The following is a 17,299-nucleotide window of genomic DNA, read 5'->3' as shown; positions in this document are numbered from 1 at the left end:
GCAGCGTCAACTGGTTACGCGGGCTGGTAAGCCCGCGTAACCCTAGTAGTTGGCTTCGTAGCCGTTGCCGTCGCCGGTGGGCTCTTCGTAGTAGTCCGAATCGCTCGAATCGCTTGAGTCATCGGAATCGTCAGAACTGACCGATGAGGTTGCGGTACCGTTTGCGTAGTCGTCAGACGTGTTGTTGTTCAGGTCGCCGATCGTAGAGCTGGAACCGTCGGAAAGACCCATGGTGTTGGGACCCTTGGGATCCTTGCCGGCATCGACGCGCTCCATCATTTCCTTGAGCTCGTCCTCGTAGACAAAGACGTAGCTCACACCGTCGATCATGGTGCTGTCGTCGGCATACGAGGGCAGGTTGGCCGAGTAGATACCGTCGACATCCATACCGCGCATGGCGTTGACCGTAGCCACGATATCCTGAACGCTCATATCGGTTACGAGCATATCGGACAGCGAATTAACCAGGCCAAAGATCTTCGTGGCATCGAAGTTATTGAGAATCTGGTTGGCAAGGGCGCCAAGCACCTGACGCTGGTGGCGCATGCGCGTGTAATCGCCGTCGGCATAGGTGTAGCGGCAGCGGGCATAGGTAAGGGCGGTGGCACCGTCCATATGCTGCTGGCCAGCGGTAATCTTAATATCCAGGTGCTCGGGGTCGTCAACATCATCGGTTGCGTTAATGTCGATACCGCCAACCGAATCAATCAGCGCCTGCATACCGTCGAAGCTGACCTCGGCATAGTGGGAAATCTGAACACCGCACAGCTCGTTGACCGCCTCGACCATGGCCTCGGCGCCGCCAACGGTATGGCAGGCGTTGATCTTCATGGTCTCGCCCTTGTACTCGACCTTGGTGTCGCGCGGAACGGAAATGAGCGTCGCCTGCTTTTGCGTGGGGTCGATGCGTGCCAGGATAATCGAGTCGGCACGATACGTATCCTCGCCCGGACGGCCGTCGGTGCCAAGAAGCAGCACGTAGAACGGATCCTTTGCCTCATCGGTGTCAACCAGAACCCGACGCAGATTGTCGGTAATGACATTAGAATCGCCGAGCTTGCCCATAATGGTGGCAAACCACAGGCCGGCAGCGGTAGTGGCACTCAGCAGCACGCCAAGCACGACAATGAGCGCGACGTGACGAATCGTGTGGCTACGACGACGTTGGCGAGCGCGCTCGGAATAGCGAGCCACGTTATCGCGACTGTAGATCTTGGCCTGCGCACCAGTTGAGGGTCTTCGGGTGGCGGTATCCGCGAGGGGCTTTTTATTAAACATAGGCAACCTGTATTAGTAGATGACGGGATCGGGGACGGTAGCATGCTCGACATGCGCGCCGAGCGCCTGCAGCTTTTCGACAAACTGCTCGTAGCCGCGCTTGATGTGATGAATGGCCGAAACCTCGGTCGTCCCGTCGGCGATCAAGCCCGCTACGACGAGGGCCGCTCCGCCACGCAGATCGGGCGAGGTAACCTGTGCACCCGAGAAGCCCTTGACGCCATGAATCATGGCGTGATGGCTCTCGATACGAATGTCGGCACCCATGCGCACCAGCTCAGAGGCAAACATAAAGCGATTCTCGAAGATGTTTTCGGTAATAACGGAACTGCCATCGGCAAGGGCGGAGAGTACCATAATCTGCGCCTGCATGTCGGTCGGGAAACCGGGGAACGGAAGCGTCTGGATATCGACCGGCTTGATACGCTCGGCACGGTTCACATGGACGCCGTCGTCGGTACGCTCGCAATCGATGCCCATAAGCTCCATCTTCTTGAGAACCATGCCCAAGTGAATGGGGCAAAAACCCGTGACGTCAACACCGCGATCGTCGGCCATCAGCGCACCGGCGACGATAAAGGTACCGGCCTCGATGCGGTCGCCCACTACGCGATGGGTAACAGGATGCAGCTCTTCCACGCCCTCGATGGTCACGACGGGCGTACCGGCGCCAACAATCTTGGCGCCCATCTCGTTGAGCATGTTAGCGAGATCGACGATCTCGGGCTCGCGGGCGGCATTGTCGATAACCGTGGTACCCTGTGCGCGCACAGAGGCCATGATGAGGTTCTCGGTCGCACCGACGCTGGCGAACTCGAGCGTGACGGTGGTACCGCGCAGACCTTGGGGCGCATTAGCGTTGATGTAACCGTGGGCGGTATCGAACTCAACGCCCAGGGCCTCAAGACCAAGAATGTGCATATCGATCTTGCGAGCACCCAGGTTGCAGCCGCCCGGCATGGCAATTTTGGCGCGATGGAAGCGACCCAGCAGGGGTCCCATGACGGCGGTGGAAGCACGCATCTTGGCAACGAGCTCGTAGGGGGCCTCCCAAGAATCGACCTGAGAGGTATCAATCTCGAGCGTGTGCTCGTCGAGAACATCGATCGTAGCGCCCATGCCCTTGAGCACCTTGCCCATCACGTGGACATCGGAAATATCGGGCACGTTCTGCAGCGTCGTCTTGCCCGGCGCCAGAAGCGTTGCCGCCATGAGTTTGAGTGCGGAGTTCTTGGCGCCCGAAACGGGCACGGAGCCTCCGATGGCGTGGCCACCCTCAACGCGGATAATATCCAAGGTCTACCCTTTCAAAAAGCATGCCCGGGATGGCTGGGCCATCCCGGGCATGATGTGTTCGCAAATGGTCGAACGCTAAATCGTTTGACTATTGGGCAAGCTTGAGCTTACACCATGCGATTTCATTATAGAGGTAGGCGCGGCGTGCATCATCCTCCGACAAATTACCCAGCTTCTCTTCAAAACCTTGAATATCAGCTTTAAGCTTGTCGGCATCGACGGTCGCCAAATCGCAAGCGCGCTCGGCGAGAACGGTCACGACATCGTCCGCAACCTGGGCATAGCCGCCGGCCACGGCAAACGTGTGGTCGACAGTGCCCATGGCCTTATCGGAAACGCGAACGTAACCGCGGTCGATCGTGCAGATCTCGCTGGAGTGAGCAGGCAGAACGCCAAACTCGCCATCCGTGGACGGAATCGACACAAACGCAGCGTCGCCCTCATAGGCGCAGCTCACGGGGCACACGATGCGGATACGCATAACCTACTTCTCCCCCATCTTGCGGGCGCGCTCGCGCACGTCCTCAATCGTGGAAGCATAGCGGAAAGCCTGCTCGGGCAGGTCATCGGCTTTGCCGTCGACAATCTCAGCGAAAGAACGGACGGTATCCTCGACGCGGACGTAGACACCGGGGTTGCCGGTGAACTTCTCGGCGACGTGGAAGGACTGCGAGAGGAACTGCTGAATCTTACGGGCACGATTGACCGTAAGGCGCTGCTCCTCGGACAGCTCGTCCATACCCAGAATGGCGATGATGTCCTGAAGGTCGGAGTACTCCTGCAGGAGCTCCTGGACCTTGACGGCGACACGGTAGTGCTCCTCGCCGACGATCGAGGGATCGAGAGCGTCGGAGGAAGACGCGAGCGGGTCGATAGCCGGGAACAGGCCGAGCGACGAAATGCTACGTGAAAGAACCGTGGTGGCGTCGAGGTGCGTAAACGTCGTGGCAGGCGCCGGGTCGGTCAGGTCGTCTGCGGGGACGTAGACAGCCTGGACGGAGGTAATGGAGCCCGTCTTGGTCGAGGTAATGCGCTCCTGGAGGTCGCCCATCTCGGTTGCCAGCGTGGGCTGGTAACCAACGGCGGACGGCATACGGCCCAGCAGTGCGGAAACCTCGGAACCTGCCTGGGAGAAGCGGAAGATGTTGTCGATGAACAGCAGAACGTCCTGGCCACGATCACGGAAATACTCAGCGGTAGTAAGGCCGGCCAGACCGATGCGCAGACGCGCTCCGGGCGGCTCGTTCATCTGACCATAGACCAAGCAGGTCTTGTCGATAACGCCAGACTCGCTCATCTCGAGGAACAGGTCGGTGCCCTCGCGGGTACGCTCGCCGACGCCGGTGAACACCGAGGTGCCGCCGTGCTCCTGGGCGAGGTTGTTGATGAGCTCCTGGATCAGAACGGTCTTGCCGACGCCGGCGCCGCCGAACAGACCTGTCTTGCCGCCGCGGATGTAGGGCTCGAGCAGGTCGACGGCCTTGATGCCGGTCTCGAAGATCTCGGTCTTGGTGGTGAGCTCGTCGAAACGGGGCGCTGCATGGTGGATGGGGTAGAACTCCTCCACCTCGGGCATGGGCTTGCCGTCGACGGGCTTGCCCATGACGTTCCAAATGCGGCCGAGCGTCTTGGGACCAACGGGCATCTTCATGGGCTCACCGGTATCGGTGGCGATGAGGCCGCGCTGCAGGCCGTCGGTCGAGGACATGGCGACCGTGCGGACGACGCCGCCCGGAAGCTGGCTCTCGACCTCGAGGATCGTGCTCAGATGACCGATCGGGGTCTCGGCCTCGACCGTGAGCGCGTTGTAGATCGGGGGCACCGCGCCGTCAAACTTGACGTCGACGACAGGGCCGATGATTCGCACGATGCGACCATCACCGGCAGTCGTCTTCTTGGTGGCTTCCTCGACCGCAAGCTTTACGGTGTTATTAGCCATTACTGTTCCTCCAATGCTGAGGCTCCGCCGACGATCTCGTTAATCTCGGTCGTGATCGAAGCCTGGCGCACGCGACTATACGTGCGGGTAAGGGTCGAGATGATCGCGGTGGCGTTTTCCGTCGCGGAGTGCATGGCCTTGCGGCGTGCACCCTGCTCGGCAGCCGCCGAATCGATCAGGGCCTGGTAGATGACCGTCAGGATATAAGACGGCACAAGCTTGCCGAGAACATGCTCGGGAGAGGGCACGAACTCGAACGTGGACGAGATGCGCTTAGGGGCGTCGGTCTCGTTCTTACGCGGACCGTGGGCCATAGCGATCATCTCGGGGTCGAGCGGCAACAGATGCTCGACGCGAAGCTCCTGATCCACGCGGTTCTTGGCGTGGTGGTAGACAAGCTCGACACGGTCAAGCTCACCGGCACGATACGCATCGCAGATATGAGAGGAGATCATGCGGGCCTGATTGAAATCGGGCTCAGAGGAGTTGCCCTCAAAGTGCATGACAACGTTTGCGCGGTCACGGAAATACGTGGCCGGCTTACGCCCGCACGCGATGATCTCGCATTCGATGCCGTCGTTCGCCCAAGAAGCGGCGAGCTTTTCGGCCGTGCGCTCCACCGTCGTATTGAAACCGCCGGCAAGGCCGCGGTCCGAGGCAATAACGACAATCAGGCCATGCTTGACGCTCTCATGCTTCTGCAGCATGGGATCGGTGCCCGAACAGGAGGCGTCGCCGGCGACCGTCAACATGACGTCGGTCAGCGCCTCCTTATAGGGCTCGGCCTGCTTGGAGCGATCGAGGGCACGACGAATCTTGGCCGTAGAGACCATCTCCATCGTGCGCGTGATCTGCTTGGTCGTGGTAACCGAGGAGATTCGCTTCTTAATGTCGCGAAGGTTGGCCATGGGGCTTAGTTCTCCTCTGATCCAGAAACATCCGAATGGTGCTTGGCCATGAACTGCTGCTTGAAGTCGCCGATGACGCGCAAGAGCTCAGCCTTGGTGTCATCATCGATCTTCTTGGCGCGAACCTTGTCGAGCAGCGAACCAAAGCCATTGTCCATGTACTCGATGAGCTCGGCACGGAAAGGCAGCACGTCGGCGATCTCCAGGTCATCCAGGAAGCCCTCGTTGCCAGCGAACAGCGTAACGATCTGCTCGCCAACCTCAAACGGCTTGTAACGCGGCTGCTTCAGGAGCTCGGTCATGCGAGCACCGTGGGTCAGCTGCTTCTGAGTAGCCTCGTCGAGGTCGGAGCCGAACTGCGTAAAGCCAGCGAGCTCCTGATAGGAAGCGAGGTCCAGACGGAGGTTGCCGGCGACCTGCTTCATGGCCTTGGTCTGCGCATCGCCACCGACGCGGGACACGGAGATACCCACGTCGACTGCCGGGCGCTGACCCTGGAAGAAGAGCTCGGACTGCAGGTAAATCTGACCATCGGTAATGGAAATGACGTTGGTCGGAATGTAGGCCGAGACGTCGCCGTCCTGGGTCTCGATGATCGGCAGTGCCGTCATGGAGCCGTAACCGTTCTTCTTGGACATCTTGACGGCACGCTCGAGCAGACGAGAGTGCAGGTAGAAGATGTCGCCAGGATAGGCCTCGCGTCCGGGCGGACGATGCAGCGTCAGCGACATCTGACGGTAGGCCACAGCCTGCTTGGACAGGTCATCGTAGATGACGAGCACGTGGCCGCCGGGGTTGGTCTCGCTGGCGGGCTTGCCGTCCTCGCCGTTGTACATAAAGAACTCGCCAATAGCGGCACCGGCCATAGGCGCGATGTACTGCATAGGGGCGGAATCGGCAGCAGTGGCCGAAACGATGATGGTGTAGTCGAGCGCACCGTGCTGAGCGAGGGTCTCGCGGATGTTGGCAACCGTGGAGGCCTTCTGGCCGATGGCGACATAGATGCAGACCATGCCCTTGCCGCGCTGGTTGAGGATAGCGTCGATGGCGATGGCGGTCTTACCGGTCTTACGGTCACCGATGATGAGCTCACGCTGACCGCGGCCAATAGGCACCATGGAGTCGATAGCGAGCAGACCGGTCTGAACCGGCTCACACACCGGGGTACGGTCGATGACGCCGGGGGCCTTGAACTCGATGGGGCGACGGTGCGTGGCGACGATGTCGCCCAGGCCGTCGATGGGCTGGCCGAGCGGATTGACGACGCGGCCGAGCATGGCGCGGCTCACGGGGATATCCATAATGCGGCCAGTGGTGCGGCACTCGTCGCCTTCCTTGATGGAGTCGACGGCACCAAACAGAACGGCGCCGACCTCGTCACGGTCAAGGTTCTGGGCAAGGCCGAAGACGGTCTCACCGGTATCGGAGCTCTTGAACTCCAGAAGCTCGCCTGCCATGGCGCTCTTGAGGCCGGAGACGCGCGCGATGCCGTCGCCTACCTCGTCGACCGTTGAAACCTCATGCGTATCGACCGTCGCGGAGAGGCTCGTGAGCTGCTCCTGCAGTTTCTTGGCGATATCCTGGGCATTGAGGGTTTCGGACATTAGGCTTCACCTCCGTACGAATTAGCAGAGTTTGCGAGGGTCTCCTGCGCGATGCGCAGCTGCGTCTTGACGGAAATGTCACGACGCTCGCCGCGGGCCTCGAGCACCAGGCCGCCCACAATAGACGGGTCGACCTGCTCGATAAGGAATACCTTGCGGCCGAAGTCCTGCTCGCATTTCTTAGTGATGGTTTGACGCAGCTCGTCGTCGAGCGGGATCGCCGTGGTGACGGTCACGCCCACTACATCCTCGTCTTCCTCGGCAACATACTTAAAGGCAGCTGCCACCTTGGGAAGAAGGTCGAGCTGGTCGCGCTTGGACATGGTGTCGAGCACGGCGATGATCTCGGGGCTGGCAGAAGCCAGGCGCTCGATCATCTCGAGGTCCTCGAACACATGGTTCTCGGCCTTGGCGGCTTCCAGAAGGGAGCGCGCGTAGGTCTCGAGCACCTTGTCCTGATAGCGGCTAGTCGGCATTCAGGCTACCTGCTTCCTGGATGTAGCGCTCGATGAGCTTCTTCTGCTCGGCATCGTCCTCGAGCGCCTCGCCCACGATCTTGGTGGCGACGGCAACGGACAGGTCAGCGATGGAGCTCGCGGCACCGGCGTAAATGGACTTGCGCTCGTCCTCGACGGTCGTATGGGCCTTGGCGATGATCTCCTCGGCCTCCTTGTGAGCAGCCTCGATGATACGGGCGCGCTCGGACTCGGCGTCCTTACGGGCCTCGAGAACGATGTCGGCAGCCTGACGACGGGCGTCGGTGACGATCGAGTCGGACTCAGCGCGCTTGGCGATGGCCTCCTGCTTGGTCTTCTCGGCCTCGTCGAGGCTCTCCTCGATCTTCTTGCCACGCTCCTCCATGGTCTTCATGATGCCCGGCAGGGCGACCTTGGCCAGCACGATCCAGATAATCAGGAAGGCGATAAGCGCCGGGATGAACTCCGCCATCTTAGGGATGAGGATGTCCGCACCGGCAGCGCCGTCCTCGGCGAACGCGGAAACCGGCATGAGCAGCGCGGCCGCGGACGCGGAGAGTGCGATCGCGCTCTTCTGGGATGAAAGATTCATACTTGACGCTCCGTGCTATTTAACGATCAGCGCGACAACGAAGCCGATCAGAGCCAGAGCCTCGCCGAAGGCGGAGCCCATGATGAAGACGGTGAACACGCGGCCCTGGACCTCAGGCTGACGGGCCATAGCACCCGTAGCACCCAGAGCAGACAGGCCGATAGCAAGACCAGCGCCGATAACACCGAGACCGTAACCGATAACTCCCACGATTCCTCCTTTGTCGTGCGTGTCTTATTTCACGCAGGATAACCTTTTTATAACTGCCGGGCTCCATGGGTACGGGCACCGGCGGTTTAACGAATTGCCTTACCTTTAAGGCGCGAACGGAAGACTACTCCTCCTCCGCGACCTCCTCTGCCTCGGAGACATACACGGCGGTAAGGACCGTGAAGACGTAAGCCTGGATGGCGCCGACCACAAGCTCGATCGCATAGATCAGGATGAGGATGGCAAGCCAGGCCAGCGAAGGCAGGGCGCCGACGGCGTGGGCCGCGGAAACCTGCTGAAGCAGCGGCTGCATGAACATGCTCGCCATGATGGCGAACGAGCCCATGACCACGTGTCCTGCGAACATGTTGCAGAACAGACGAACGGCGAGCGTGATGAGGCGCAGGAAGGTCGAGAATAGCTCGACAACCCACACGAGCACGTTCATCGGGAAGCTCACGCCCTGCGGGGCGAGGCTCTTGATGTAGCCGATCACGCCGTGAGCCTTGCATCCGTAGTAGATGAAGTACACGAAGGCGAAGATGGCGAGCGCGGCGGTGGAGCCGATTGCACCGGTGCCGGGCTTCATTCCCGGGATCAGGCCGATCATGTTATTGATCAGGATGAACAGGAAAAGCGAGCACAGGAACGGGAAGTGCTTCTTCCAGTTCTCACCCACGACGCCCTTGCCGATATCGTTCTCGACGTACTCGATGATGTACTCGAAACCGTTGACGAAGAAGCCCTTGGGAACCAGGGTCTGCTTCTTCTTGAACACGGCCAGGACGATCAGGAGCACGATCGTGGAGACGATCAGCCAAAACGAGTACTGCGTGATGCCGCAGCTCAGATCGCCCACGACAGGGGTGGAGCTGAACTCGCTGACCAGATGATTAATCTCATCAGGCAGCTTTTCAAAAATTTCCACGACTTACCTTTCGACCTCATGAGGATCTCGCAGCGCCTTGACGACGCGAACCGCGCAGGCGGCCATAAAGGCCACGAAGCCGATCGCCTCGCCCAGGAGGAACATGCGAAATGCCTCTCCGAACAACACAAACACAACCAAGGTAAAGACGAGCAGGGCGATTGCCGAGACCGCCAGACTCACCATACCCTTGAGCATGTCCGCATTCTGTTTATCGTCAAGAACCGGCTTGAGCGTAAAGACAAAGGGAAGGAAGGCAATTGCGCCCGCGATGGCGCCTGCAACGATAGCGAGCAGATCGGCTATCTGAAACACTGGCGTCCTCACTTTCCTTTTTAACGCCTCACAGAACAGTTCCCGCCAAACATTGGTGACTATTGTACGAGCCAATCGCTAAAGTACAACCGAAAAAGCATCGGTTAATACGCACCTGTTCGTTTTCTTAAGACCTTCTTTATGCCGCAGGTACGGTAATACGTTTTTCTCGAACCCTGCAGGGCAAAACGTCCGTTAACAGGAGTGCGCGCGGTCGCCTTTTGTTCGACCGCGCGCACCGTTTCTTCGTATTTGCAGCCGCGGCCGTCTTAGCCCAGCGACTAGAGCGTGCCGAAGATGCGGTCGCCGGCGTCGCCGAGGCCGGGAACGATGTAGGCGGCCTCGTTGAGATGGTCGTCGATGGCGCAAGTATAGATATGCACATCGGGATCCTTCTCAGTCAGCGACTTGAGGCCCTCGGGGGCCGCGACGATGCACAGCATGCGGATGTCCTTGACACCGCGCTCGCGCAGGTAGCTGATGGCCATCTCGGCCGAACCGCCCGTGGCGAGCATGGGGTCGACGACCAGGCAGATGCGCTGGTCGATATCCTTGGGCATCCTGCAGTAATACTCATGCGGCTCGTGGGTAACCTCGTCGCGCTCCATGCCGATGTGGCCCACGCGAGCGGAGGGCGCCAGGTCGAGGATGCCGTCGACCATGCCAAGGCCCGCACGCAGGATGGGCACGATGGCGAGTTTCTTGCCGGCAAGCTGTTTGAACGTGGCGGTAGTGATGGGGGTCTCGACCTCGACGTCTTCCATGGGCAGGTCGCGCATGGCCTCGTAGCCGTCAAAAAGCGCGAGTTCGCGCACGAGCTGGCGGAACTGGTTGGTGCCGGTGTTTTTGTCGCGCAGGATCGACAGCTTGTGCTGGACGAGCGGGTGGTCGACAAGCGTCACACGGGACGCGTCGTAGGTGACGGTCATGGGTTGATTGCCCCTTTCGTTGCAGCCGCAAAACGGCCTTGCTGACAAGGCGCGCAGCAATGTTGCCGCCGCACGCCATGCATAAGTTTAGCGGTTTGTTGTATCGAGCAGCCCATCGCAGCCCTACTGTGCGGTACTGAGCGAGCGCTTGACTGCATCACGCCAGCCCGCAAGGTTTTGCTCGCGACGCTCGGCGGACATATGGGGAAGGAAGGTCCTAACGATCTGGGCATTTTGCTCCAGCTCTTCAAGGTCTTCCCAATAGCCGACGGCAAGACCCGCCAAGTACGCGGCACCGATTGCCGTGGTCTCCACCGTCTCGCATTGCAGCACGGGGATATCCAGCAGGTCGGCCTGGAATTGCATGATGAACTCGTTGCGCGAGGCACCGCCATCGACAGACAGGCGCTCAATCGAAAGCCCCACGTCCTGCTCCATGGCGCGCAGCACGTCGTAGCTCTGATATGCCATGGATTCGCAGGCGGCACGTACGATGGTCGCACGGCTCGAGGCGCCGGTCAGACCGCACACGATACCGCGGGCATGCGGGTCCCACCAGGGAGCACCCAAACCCGCAAAGGCGGGAACGAAGTAGCAGCCCTCGTTGTCGCTAATCGAAGCGGCGAGTTGTGCCGACTCGCTCACGCTCGAGATGATGCCCATGTTGTTGCGAAGCCAGTTCATCGTTGAACCGGCGGCAAAAATAGAGCCCTCGAGCGCATAGCTGACTTTGCCGTCCGCAGCGATACCGATGGTGGAGACCAGGCCATTCTTGGATTCGACGATCTCGTCACCGGTGTTCATGAGCATAAAGCAGCCCGTGCCATAGGTGTTTTTGGTCTGGCCGGGATAGAAGCAGCAGTGGCCGAACAGCGATGCCTGCTGGTCGCCCGCCACGCCCATGATGGGCGGCATGTTGGTCATGATGTCGCTCGCGACGCGGCCGTAGTCGCCCGAGCTCCAGCGAACCTCGGGCATCATGGAACGTGGAACGTCAAAGAGCGCCAGCAGGTCGTCGTCCCAATCGAGCGTATGGATATTAAAGAGTGCCGTGCGGCTGGCATTGGTGTAGTCGGTGGCAAAGACCTGGCCGCCGGTGAGGTTGTAGATGAGCCAGGTGTCGATGGTGCCAAACATGAGGTCGCCCGCCGCCGCGCTCTCGCGTGCGCCGTCGACGTTGTCGAGAATCCACTGCACCTTGGAGGCCGAGAAATACGGGTCAAGCGTAAGTCCCGTGCGGGAGCGCACCAGCTCCTCGCAACCCTGTTCAACCAACGCGTCGATCGCCGGCGCGGTACGACGGCACTGCCATACGATGGCGTTATAGATGGGCTGGCCGCTCACGCGGTCCCAGACCACCGTGGTCTCGCGCTGGTTGGAGATGCCGATGGCGGCGATGCGATCGGAATGGATGCCGCTCTTAAACTGAACCTCCATCATCACGCCGATCTGGCTGGCAAGCACCTCCGTGGGATCCTGCTCCACCCAGCCGGGGCGCGGGAAGCTGGTTTTGACGCTACGACGCGCCTGGGCAACGATGCAGCCGTATTCGTCGACAATGGCCGCGAGTACCGAGGTAGTGCCGCAGTCGAGCGCCATGATGTAGGAACCGCCAAAGCTAAACGAGGCGTCTTCCATGCCCAGGCTGCCTAGATTCAACGACATCGCTTACACCTTTCTATTGCATCGGGTCGGACAGGACCCGTTCGATCTCTGATGCGGGAAGCGCGCCTTGGCGCAGGATCTGGAGCTCGCCGTGCTGAAACGACACGATGGTTGAGGCGTCGCGGCACGGGGTCTCACCGGCGTCGACGGCAACATCGACCCCCTCCAGGATGCGCTCCTCCACCGTGACAAAACTTGCCGGCGCGGGCGCGCCATGCGTGTTGGCGCTGGTGCAGGCAAGAGGGCTGCCGCAGGCGCGGATGAGCGCTTGCACCACGGGCGAGGCCGAAGCGCGAAGTGCCACCGTGTCGTCGGCGGCGCGCATAAAGGTCGGCACGCAGGGGGCCGCCTTGACCACGATAGTCAGGGCTCCCGGCCAGCATCGTCGCGCGAGTACGCGAGCCTCTTCGGGGATATCCACGCCATAGCGGTCGAGTGCTTCGGCATTATCAACCAGCCAGGCGACCGTTTGGGTGAGCTTGCGCTGCTTGAGGGTAAAGATGCGGCGGTAGCCGGTACCGAGCGCAGGGACCGCGGCGCCATTGACGACAGCCTGCGGATCGCGCGGCCACGATGGGAATTCGCTTGTATCTTGGGGTACGGCGTCCGAGAAGGCGTTGACTGCCACGGCGACACCGTAGACGGTCTCGGTCGGGATCAAGGCCAGGCCGCCGCGGCCGAGCACCTCGGCCGTGCGCTCGACGGCGAGCCGATGCGGCTCGCGCGTTCCCTCGTATACCCGATAGACCGTCTGCATGTGTATGCCAGCCCCTTACGCTCTGGTGAAAGTTTGTTTACTGAGGGGCATTCTCGCACGAAACATTCAGCCTATTTGCCCAGAGCGCATGTTGGTTTGGTGAGCGGCTCTAGTAGTCGGTGAAAGTGAGGGGGTTAATTGAAGATTTTTAGCGCGCAAGCGTAACGGTACGATCGGGAAACTCGATGCTTGCAACCAGTTTTCCGCCGAGGCTCTCTGCGTACCTGCTCAGCGTGTCGAGCCTCATCGAACCCAACTCCCCACGCTCGAGCTCGGATACACGTTTTTGAGAAACGCCCATCGACTGGGCGACCGACGCCTGTGTTAGATCTTTTAACCTGCGAATCTGAGCAAGCTTATAGGCTTCGATACGATCGCGAGTCCTCTCCTGCTCGGCGGTAATGGAGTCGCGTGTTATCCCGCGAGATTCCATATACTCATGCAGTTCCATCTCGATCGAGCCTCCTTACGTGGCGACGGTATATTTGCTCGGCCCTTGGAATGTTGATCGCATACCAACCGTTCCATTTTGCCCTTGACGATCCCGCTCGCGACTTATCACCCGCCAATAGCAATACCGCCTGGCGCTTGGGGTCAAAGGCGAAGAGGATGCGAATCACCTGCCCACCACACGACGTCACTCTCAGCTCCTTTAAATGATGAAGCTTCGAGCCCTTTACGCGGTCAACCAGCGGACGACCAAGGCTGGGACCTTCCTTCTCGAGCACCAAAAGGTCTGCATAAATCTGCTTCAGCGTAGCTTCATCCTGCTCATCAAGCCAAGGTTCAATGTAATCAAGCACGATACGGTACCGATGCAGCTGATTTGACATACCTTTCTCCTTCTATAGTAGAAGTTTTACGGTATATTGCAAGGACAAACTTGCGCAAATGTCTATTTATTCAGCTTAAATACGCTGTTTGGGCTCGGTGACGATGGCTCGGACGATGCGGGGGCGATCGGTGAGGTCGTGAACGATACGCACGTCCGAGAGACCCGCCTGGCGGCAGATCTCGACGGCGGCGTCGAGGGCACCCTCGTAGAGCTCGCAGGCAAACAGGCCGCCGGCGCGCAGCATGTAGGGTGCCGCGTTGAGCAGGCGGCGGAAGATATCGAGGCCGTCGGCGCCGCCCTCAAGCGCCAGGTCGGGCTCGAAGTCCTTGACCTCGTGCGGCAGTGAGCGCATGACGTCGGTCGGAATGTAGGGCGGATTGGAGACAAGCACGTCGAACGTGCCCCACTCTTCGCGGGGAATGGAACTCACCAGGTTCGTGAGGCTAAAGGCGACCTCGTCGGACGTGAGGCCAAGCGCATCGCGGTTTTTGGTGGCCAAATCGATAGCGCGCGGCTCGATATCGGTGGCGGTGCAGGTAACGTGGCCGCGGCGCTCCCAGGCAAGGGAGAGCGAAATGCAGCCCGTGCCGCAGCCGACCTCGAGAACGCGGGCGATGCGGGGCTCGGCTGGGGCAGGCGAAGCGGCATCCTGAGCTGAAGCCGTCTCCTGGCCGGCACCCTCGATGACGATGCCGTATTCGTCGAGCTCGGACTCGGCGGCTTCCGCGGCTTCGGCTTCTGCTGCCTGCGCGGCGGCTTCCTCGGCCTCGCGGTCGGCCAGTTCCTCGGCATAGGCACGGCTGCCCAGTACGTCGCCGCCTAACGCCGCCTCATCGGCAGCCGTCAGGTTAGCGGCACGGCGCTCGGCAGTCGCGCGTTCGTCGGCCAGCGCCGCCTCGGCTTTGCGGGCCTCTTCGACCTCATCGTTCCAAGGCAGCTCAACACGCTGACGGGCAGCAGCCTCGGGGCTCAGCACCTCGGCATCCAGATAATTGAGGACTTCCTCGACGAGCATCTCGGTCTCGGGGCGCGGAATGAGCACACCGGGGGCGCACGCGACGTCGATCATGCGAAACTGCGTGCTGCCGGTGATGTATTGCAGCGGCTCGCCCTTAGCACGGCGGACAACGGCCGCATGCATGGTCTCGAGCTGGGCCGCGTTAAGCGTCTCGTCCATACGCATATATAGGTCAATGCGCGCCAGGCCCGTGGCGGCGCACAGCAGCCACTCGGCAGAAAGACGGGGGTGCTCCTCGCCGCGCTCGGCCAGGTACTCCTTGGTCCACTCGAGACAACGCTTGATGGTCCAAATCTCGTTTGCCATGGGGCCCTCCCCTCTTAAGCGCCGGGCGGCGCGCGAATGTCGGAGCAGATTGTACGCGAGGCCAGCGCTTGGCAAGGGACAATTGAAGGCGATTATCGAGAATCAGCCCAGAATTTTGCACCGAGCTCGCTCAAAGTGTTCATTCGCCGACGTCTAAATCTGCATTCGTCAAGCTTTTGGCAAGGTTGACCCAAAACTGACCAATATCTAACCAAGAACTTGCCACATTGCTTGACGAACGACCCCTCAAAAACCGTCCCGCGACTTCTCGGACGCTTTTTCGAGCATTATTGTCGATAGCAGATAAATGCCGCTAATTTCTTTGAGCAGGTAGCCGGCTTCATGGCCATCAAAGCCGATTGAATAACATCTCAAAGCAATGTGCCCAACCTAGTCATTTAAGAACGTCCCCAATGACTACCCCGCATCCGGAGCAAGGCAACGCCGCAGGTAGAGGACGGACAGCGAGCGGGCCGCATTTGAGACAAGGTGACGTGAAACGAAAGGGCGCTGACCTTCTAGTCGCGCCCTTGAAGTTGAACGTCAGATTGTCCAAATGCGGCCCGCGCAGCGTCGGCCGGTCCGCCGTTCGGTAGAACGGCGGAACCTACTACACAGCCTGTGCCAGCTTCTCGGCTCGCTCGGCGGCGGCGAGCGCCTCGATGACGGTGCCGAGCTGATCGCCCAGAAGGACGCCGTTGTAGGTGGAGTTGAAACCGATGCGGTGATCGGTCACGCGGTCCTGGGGTTGGTTGTAGGTACGGATCTTCTCGGAACGGTTGCCGTGGCCGATCTGGCTCTGGCGCTCGGCACCAAGCTCTGCCTGCTGCTTCTCGAGCTCCATCTCGTACAGACGAGCACGCAGCATCTGCATGCAGACCTCGCGGTTCTGAATCTGGGAGCGCTGCTCCTGCGACTGCACCACGGTGTTGGTGGGCAAGTGGGTGATGCGCACGGCGGAGTAGGTAGTGTTAACGCACTGACCGCCAGGGCCGGAGGCGCAGTAGGTGTCGATGCGCAGGTCGGACTGGTTGATCTGGACGTCAATTTCCTCGGCCTCGGGAAGTACGGCGACGGTAGCCGTGGAGGTCTGAATGCGGCCCTGGGACTCGGTCTTGGGGACGCGCTGAACGCGGTGCACGCCGGACTCGTACTTCATAACGGAGTAAACGCGGTCGCCCTCGACCTTGAACTCAATGGACTTAAAGCCGCCGGCCTCGCTGGGGCTGGAGTCGAGCACGGTGGTCTTCCAGCCGCGCGACTCGCAGAAGCGCTGGTACATCTTGTACAGGTCGCCGGCGAAGATGGCCGCCTCGTCGCCACCGGCGGCGGAGCGGATCTCGACGATGGTGTTCTTGTCGTCGTTGGGGTCGCTCGGGATGAGCATGTACTTGATGTCTTCCTCGAGCTGGGGGAGCTTGGCCTCATTTTCGGAGATGTCCATCTGGAGCATCTCCTTCTCGTCCGCATCGCTGGTGTCGCGGAGCATCTCCTTGGCGGCCTCGATGTCATCGAGCGCGCCGATGTACTCGCGCGAGGCAGCGATGAGGTCGGACTGGTGTGCGTACTCCTTGTTGAGACGCGTGAACTCCTTGATGTCGGAGGCGACGGCCGGGTCGGAAAGCTTCTTCTCGAGCTCCTCGTAGGCCTTAATGATCTTTTCGAGCTTGTCGCGCATGGCGGGACTCCTTTATGTGCGTGAAGGCGAAAATCGGCAGAGTTGATGGGGCGCGCGGCGCCACTGCGGGGGTAAGCCCAGCTAGAACATGTCGATCTTCAGATACATGCGCATCCCTTCGCGTATGAGGTACATAGTTGCGGTCTAACTCATACATGATAGCGTGCGCAGGCATACCTGCATATAACCCGCACGGAATGCGACAAAGGGTCAGTCTCTTTCCTTGAATACAACTTCATCCGAACGCCTCCCGCATTCATCCGCACATATACGGATAAATTTGGGAATCCGATACCCTGAGGGCCGGATCGGCCGGCCCCGGGAGATCGGAGGACGCCATGTCCGGAAAGGGCGGGAAGGGCGCCGCGAGGGCGGTCCCGAGGACCCACGGCAGGCTCACCGGGTACGAGCGGGACACGGTCCAGAGGATGCTGAAGCGCAGGGTTCGCTCGGCCACTTCCTCGAGAGGTTCAAGGGCGTATCGACCCGCAGGCTCCACAGCTGCCTGATGTGGTTCAGATGGCTGCGCGAGGCCGCACGCGTCGGGGACAGGACGTCGCTCATG

General features: G+C 60.5%; 18 protein-coding genes. All 18 read right to left on the bottom strand.

Annotated features, from left to right (window positions below):
* Positions 1–42 precede the first annotated feature (42 nt).
* Complete coding sequence (locus PMX21_RS06640) at positions 43–1,278, bottom strand: LCP family protein (protein ID WP_271758809.1); 1,236 nt, start codon at positions 1,276–1,278, stop codon at positions 43–45.
* Between the two features lie 12 nt (positions 1,279–1,290).
* On the bottom strand, positions 1,291–2,574 hold the full coding sequence (gene murA, locus PMX21_RS06635) for a UDP-N-acetylglucosamine 1-carboxyvinyltransferase (protein WP_138340516.1): 1,284 nt from the start codon (positions 2,572–2,574) through the stop codon (positions 1,291–1,293).
* Between the two features lie 88 nt (positions 2,575–2,662).
* Positions 2,663–3,055 carry an ATP synthase F1 subunit epsilon gene (gene atpC, locus PMX21_RS06630; protein ID WP_006235718.1) on the bottom strand — a complete coding sequence of 131 codons (393 nt, stop codon included), beginning with the start codon at positions 3,053–3,055 and terminating at the stop codon, positions 2,663–2,665.
* Positions 3,056–3,058: 3 nt separating this feature from the next.
* Entirely contained in the window at positions 3,059–4,513 is a 1,455-nt protein-coding gene (atpD, locus tag PMX21_RS06625) for a F0F1 ATP synthase subunit beta (RefSeq protein ID WP_006235717.1), read from the bottom strand.
* Positions 4,513–5,421: an ATP synthase F1 subunit gamma gene (atpG, locus tag PMX21_RS06620; protein WP_006235716.1), complete on the bottom strand. Its 909-nt coding sequence runs from the start codon at positions 5,419–5,421 to the stop codon at positions 4,513–4,515. The genes atpD and atpG overlap by 1 nt, the downstream gene beginning before the upstream one ends.
* Positions 5,422–5,426: 5 nt before the next feature.
* A complete protein-coding gene (atpA, locus tag PMX21_RS06615; protein ID WP_035138794.1) occupies positions 5,427–7,025 on the bottom strand; it encodes a F0F1 ATP synthase subunit alpha in 1,599 nt (532 codons plus the stop codon).
* The gene (locus tag PMX21_RS06610; RefSeq protein WP_006235713.1) at positions 7,025–7,501 is read right to left on the bottom strand and encodes a F0F1 ATP synthase subunit delta; all 477 of its coding nucleotides are present in this window, start codon (positions 7,499–7,501) and stop codon (positions 7,025–7,027) included. Before PMX21_RS06610 ends, atpA begins: the two co-directional genes overlap by 1 nt.
* Positions 7,491–8,093 (bottom strand): F0F1 ATP synthase subunit B, encoded by a 603-nt coding sequence (atpF, locus tag PMX21_RS06605; protein WP_006235712.1) that lies wholly within the window; start codon positions 8,091–8,093, stop codon positions 7,491–7,493. Before atpF ends, PMX21_RS06610 begins: the two co-directional genes overlap by 11 nt.
* A gap of 15 nt (positions 8,094–8,108) precedes the next feature.
* Positions 8,109–8,303: an ATP synthase subunit c family protein gene (locus PMX21_RS06600; RefSeq protein ID WP_022094262.1), complete on the bottom strand. Its 195-nt coding sequence runs from the start codon at positions 8,301–8,303 to the stop codon at positions 8,109–8,111.
* 124 nt (positions 8,304–8,427) lie between these two features.
* Complete coding sequence (atpB, locus tag PMX21_RS06595; protein ID WP_022094263.1) at positions 8,428–9,231, bottom strand: F0F1 ATP synthase subunit A; 804 nt, start codon at positions 9,229–9,231, stop codon at positions 8,428–8,430.
* Positions 9,232–9,234: 3 nt separating this feature from the next.
* Positions 9,235–9,546 (bottom strand): hypothetical protein, encoded by a 312-nt coding sequence (locus PMX21_RS06590; protein WP_271758807.1) that lies wholly within the window; start codon positions 9,544–9,546, stop codon positions 9,235–9,237.
* 281 nt (positions 9,547–9,827) lie between these two features.
* Positions 9,828–10,475, bottom strand: a complete 648-nt coding sequence (gene upp, locus PMX21_RS06585) for a uracil phosphoribosyltransferase (protein ID WP_271758805.1) — start codon at positions 10,473–10,475, stop codon at positions 9,828–9,830.
* A 123-nt stretch (positions 10,476–10,598) separates the two neighbouring features.
* Positions 10,599–12,140, bottom strand: coding sequence for a glycerol kinase GlpK (gene glpK, locus PMX21_RS06580; RefSeq protein ID WP_271758803.1), 1,542 nt, complete (start codon positions 12,138–12,140; stop codon positions 10,599–10,601).
* Between the two features lie 13 nt (positions 12,141–12,153).
* The gene (locus tag PMX21_RS06575) at positions 12,154–12,897 is read right to left on the bottom strand and encodes an L-threonylcarbamoyladenylate synthase (RefSeq protein WP_271758801.1); all 744 of its coding nucleotides are present in this window, start codon (positions 12,895–12,897) and stop codon (positions 12,154–12,156) included.
* Positions 12,898–13,045: 148 nt separating this feature from the next.
* The gene (locus PMX21_RS06570; RefSeq protein ID WP_006235701.1) at positions 13,046–13,348 is read right to left on the bottom strand and encodes a helix-turn-helix domain-containing protein; all 303 of its coding nucleotides are present in this window, start codon (positions 13,346–13,348) and stop codon (positions 13,046–13,048) included.
* Positions 13,335–13,730, bottom strand: a complete 396-nt coding sequence (locus tag PMX21_RS06565; RefSeq protein WP_022094268.1) for a type II toxin-antitoxin system RelE/ParE family toxin — start codon at positions 13,728–13,730, stop codon at positions 13,335–13,337. Before PMX21_RS06565 ends, PMX21_RS06570 begins: the two co-directional genes overlap by 14 nt.
* Positions 13,731–13,805: 75 nt before the next feature.
* Entirely contained in the window at positions 13,806–15,056 is a 1,251-nt protein-coding gene (locus PMX21_RS06560; protein WP_271758799.1) for a N5-glutamine methyltransferase family protein, read from the bottom strand.
* Between the two features lie 610 nt (positions 15,057–15,666).
* A complete protein-coding gene (gene prfA, locus PMX21_RS06555; protein WP_271758796.1) occupies positions 15,667–16,734 on the bottom strand; it encodes a peptide chain release factor 1 in 1,068 nt (355 codons plus the stop codon).
* Positions 16,735–17,299: the final 565 nt, after the last annotated feature.

Origin of the sequence: Collinsella aerofaciens, assembly GCF_028209885.1 — a bacterium.
Classification (GTDB): domain Bacteria; phylum Actinomycetota; class Coriobacteriia; order Coriobacteriales; family Coriobacteriaceae; genus Collinsella; species Collinsella aerofaciens_BA.
This window is presented reverse-complemented; position numbering and strand designations above follow the sequence as displayed.

What these genes read in the sequence shown, in the direction of transcription:
- upp (WP_271758805.1), bottom strand. Translation starts at nt 10,475, where the DNA reads ATGACCGTCACCTACGACGCGTCCCGTGTGACGCTTGTCGACCACCCG.
- atpC (WP_006235718.1), bottom strand. Translation starts at nt 3,055, where the DNA reads ATGCGTATCCGCATCGTGTGCCCCGTGAGCTGCGCCTATGAGGGCGAC.
- PMX21_RS06640 (WP_271758809.1), bottom strand. Translation starts at nt 1,278, where the DNA reads ATGTTTAATAAAAAGCCCCTCGCGGATACCGCCACCCGAAGACCCTCA.
- prfA (WP_271758796.1), bottom strand. Translation starts at nt 16,734, where the DNA reads ATGCGCGACAAGCTCGAAAAGATCATTAAGGCCTACGAGGAGCTCGAG.
- atpD (WP_006235717.1), bottom strand. Translation starts at nt 4,513, where the DNA reads ATGGCTAATAACACCGTAAAGCTTGCGGTCGAGGAAGCCACCAAGAAG.
- atpF (WP_006235712.1), bottom strand. Translation starts at nt 8,093, where the DNA reads ATGAATCTTTCATCCCAGAAGAGCGCGATCGCACTCTCCGCGTCCGCG.
- PMX21_RS06575 (WP_271758801.1), bottom strand. Translation starts at nt 12,897, where the DNA reads ATGCAGACGGTCTATCGGGTATACGAGGGAACGCGCGAGCCGCATCGG.
- atpA (WP_035138794.1), bottom strand. Translation starts at nt 7,025, where the DNA reads ATGTCCGAAACCCTCAATGCCCAGGATATCGCCAAGAAACTGCAGGAG.
- PMX21_RS06565 (WP_022094268.1), bottom strand. Translation starts at nt 13,730, where the DNA reads ATGTCAAATCAGCTGCATCGGTACCGTATCGTGCTTGATTACATTGAA.
- atpG (WP_006235716.1), bottom strand. Translation starts at nt 5,421, where the DNA reads ATGGCCAACCTTCGCGACATTAAGAAGCGAATCTCCTCGGTTACCACG.
- PMX21_RS06560 (WP_271758799.1), bottom strand. Translation starts at nt 15,056, where the DNA reads ATGGCAAACGAGATTTGGACCATCAAGCGTTGTCTCGAGTGGACCAAG.
- PMX21_RS06570 (WP_006235701.1), bottom strand. Translation starts at nt 13,348, where the DNA reads ATGGAACTGCATGAGTATATGGAATCTCGCGGGATAACACGCGACTCC.
- glpK (WP_271758803.1), bottom strand. Translation starts at nt 12,140, where the DNA reads ATGTCGTTGAATCTAGGCAGCCTGGGCATGGAAGACGCCTCGTTTAGC.
- PMX21_RS06610 (WP_006235713.1), bottom strand. Translation starts at nt 7,501, where the DNA reads ATGCCGACTAGCCGCTATCAGGACAAGGTGCTCGAGACCTACGCGCGC.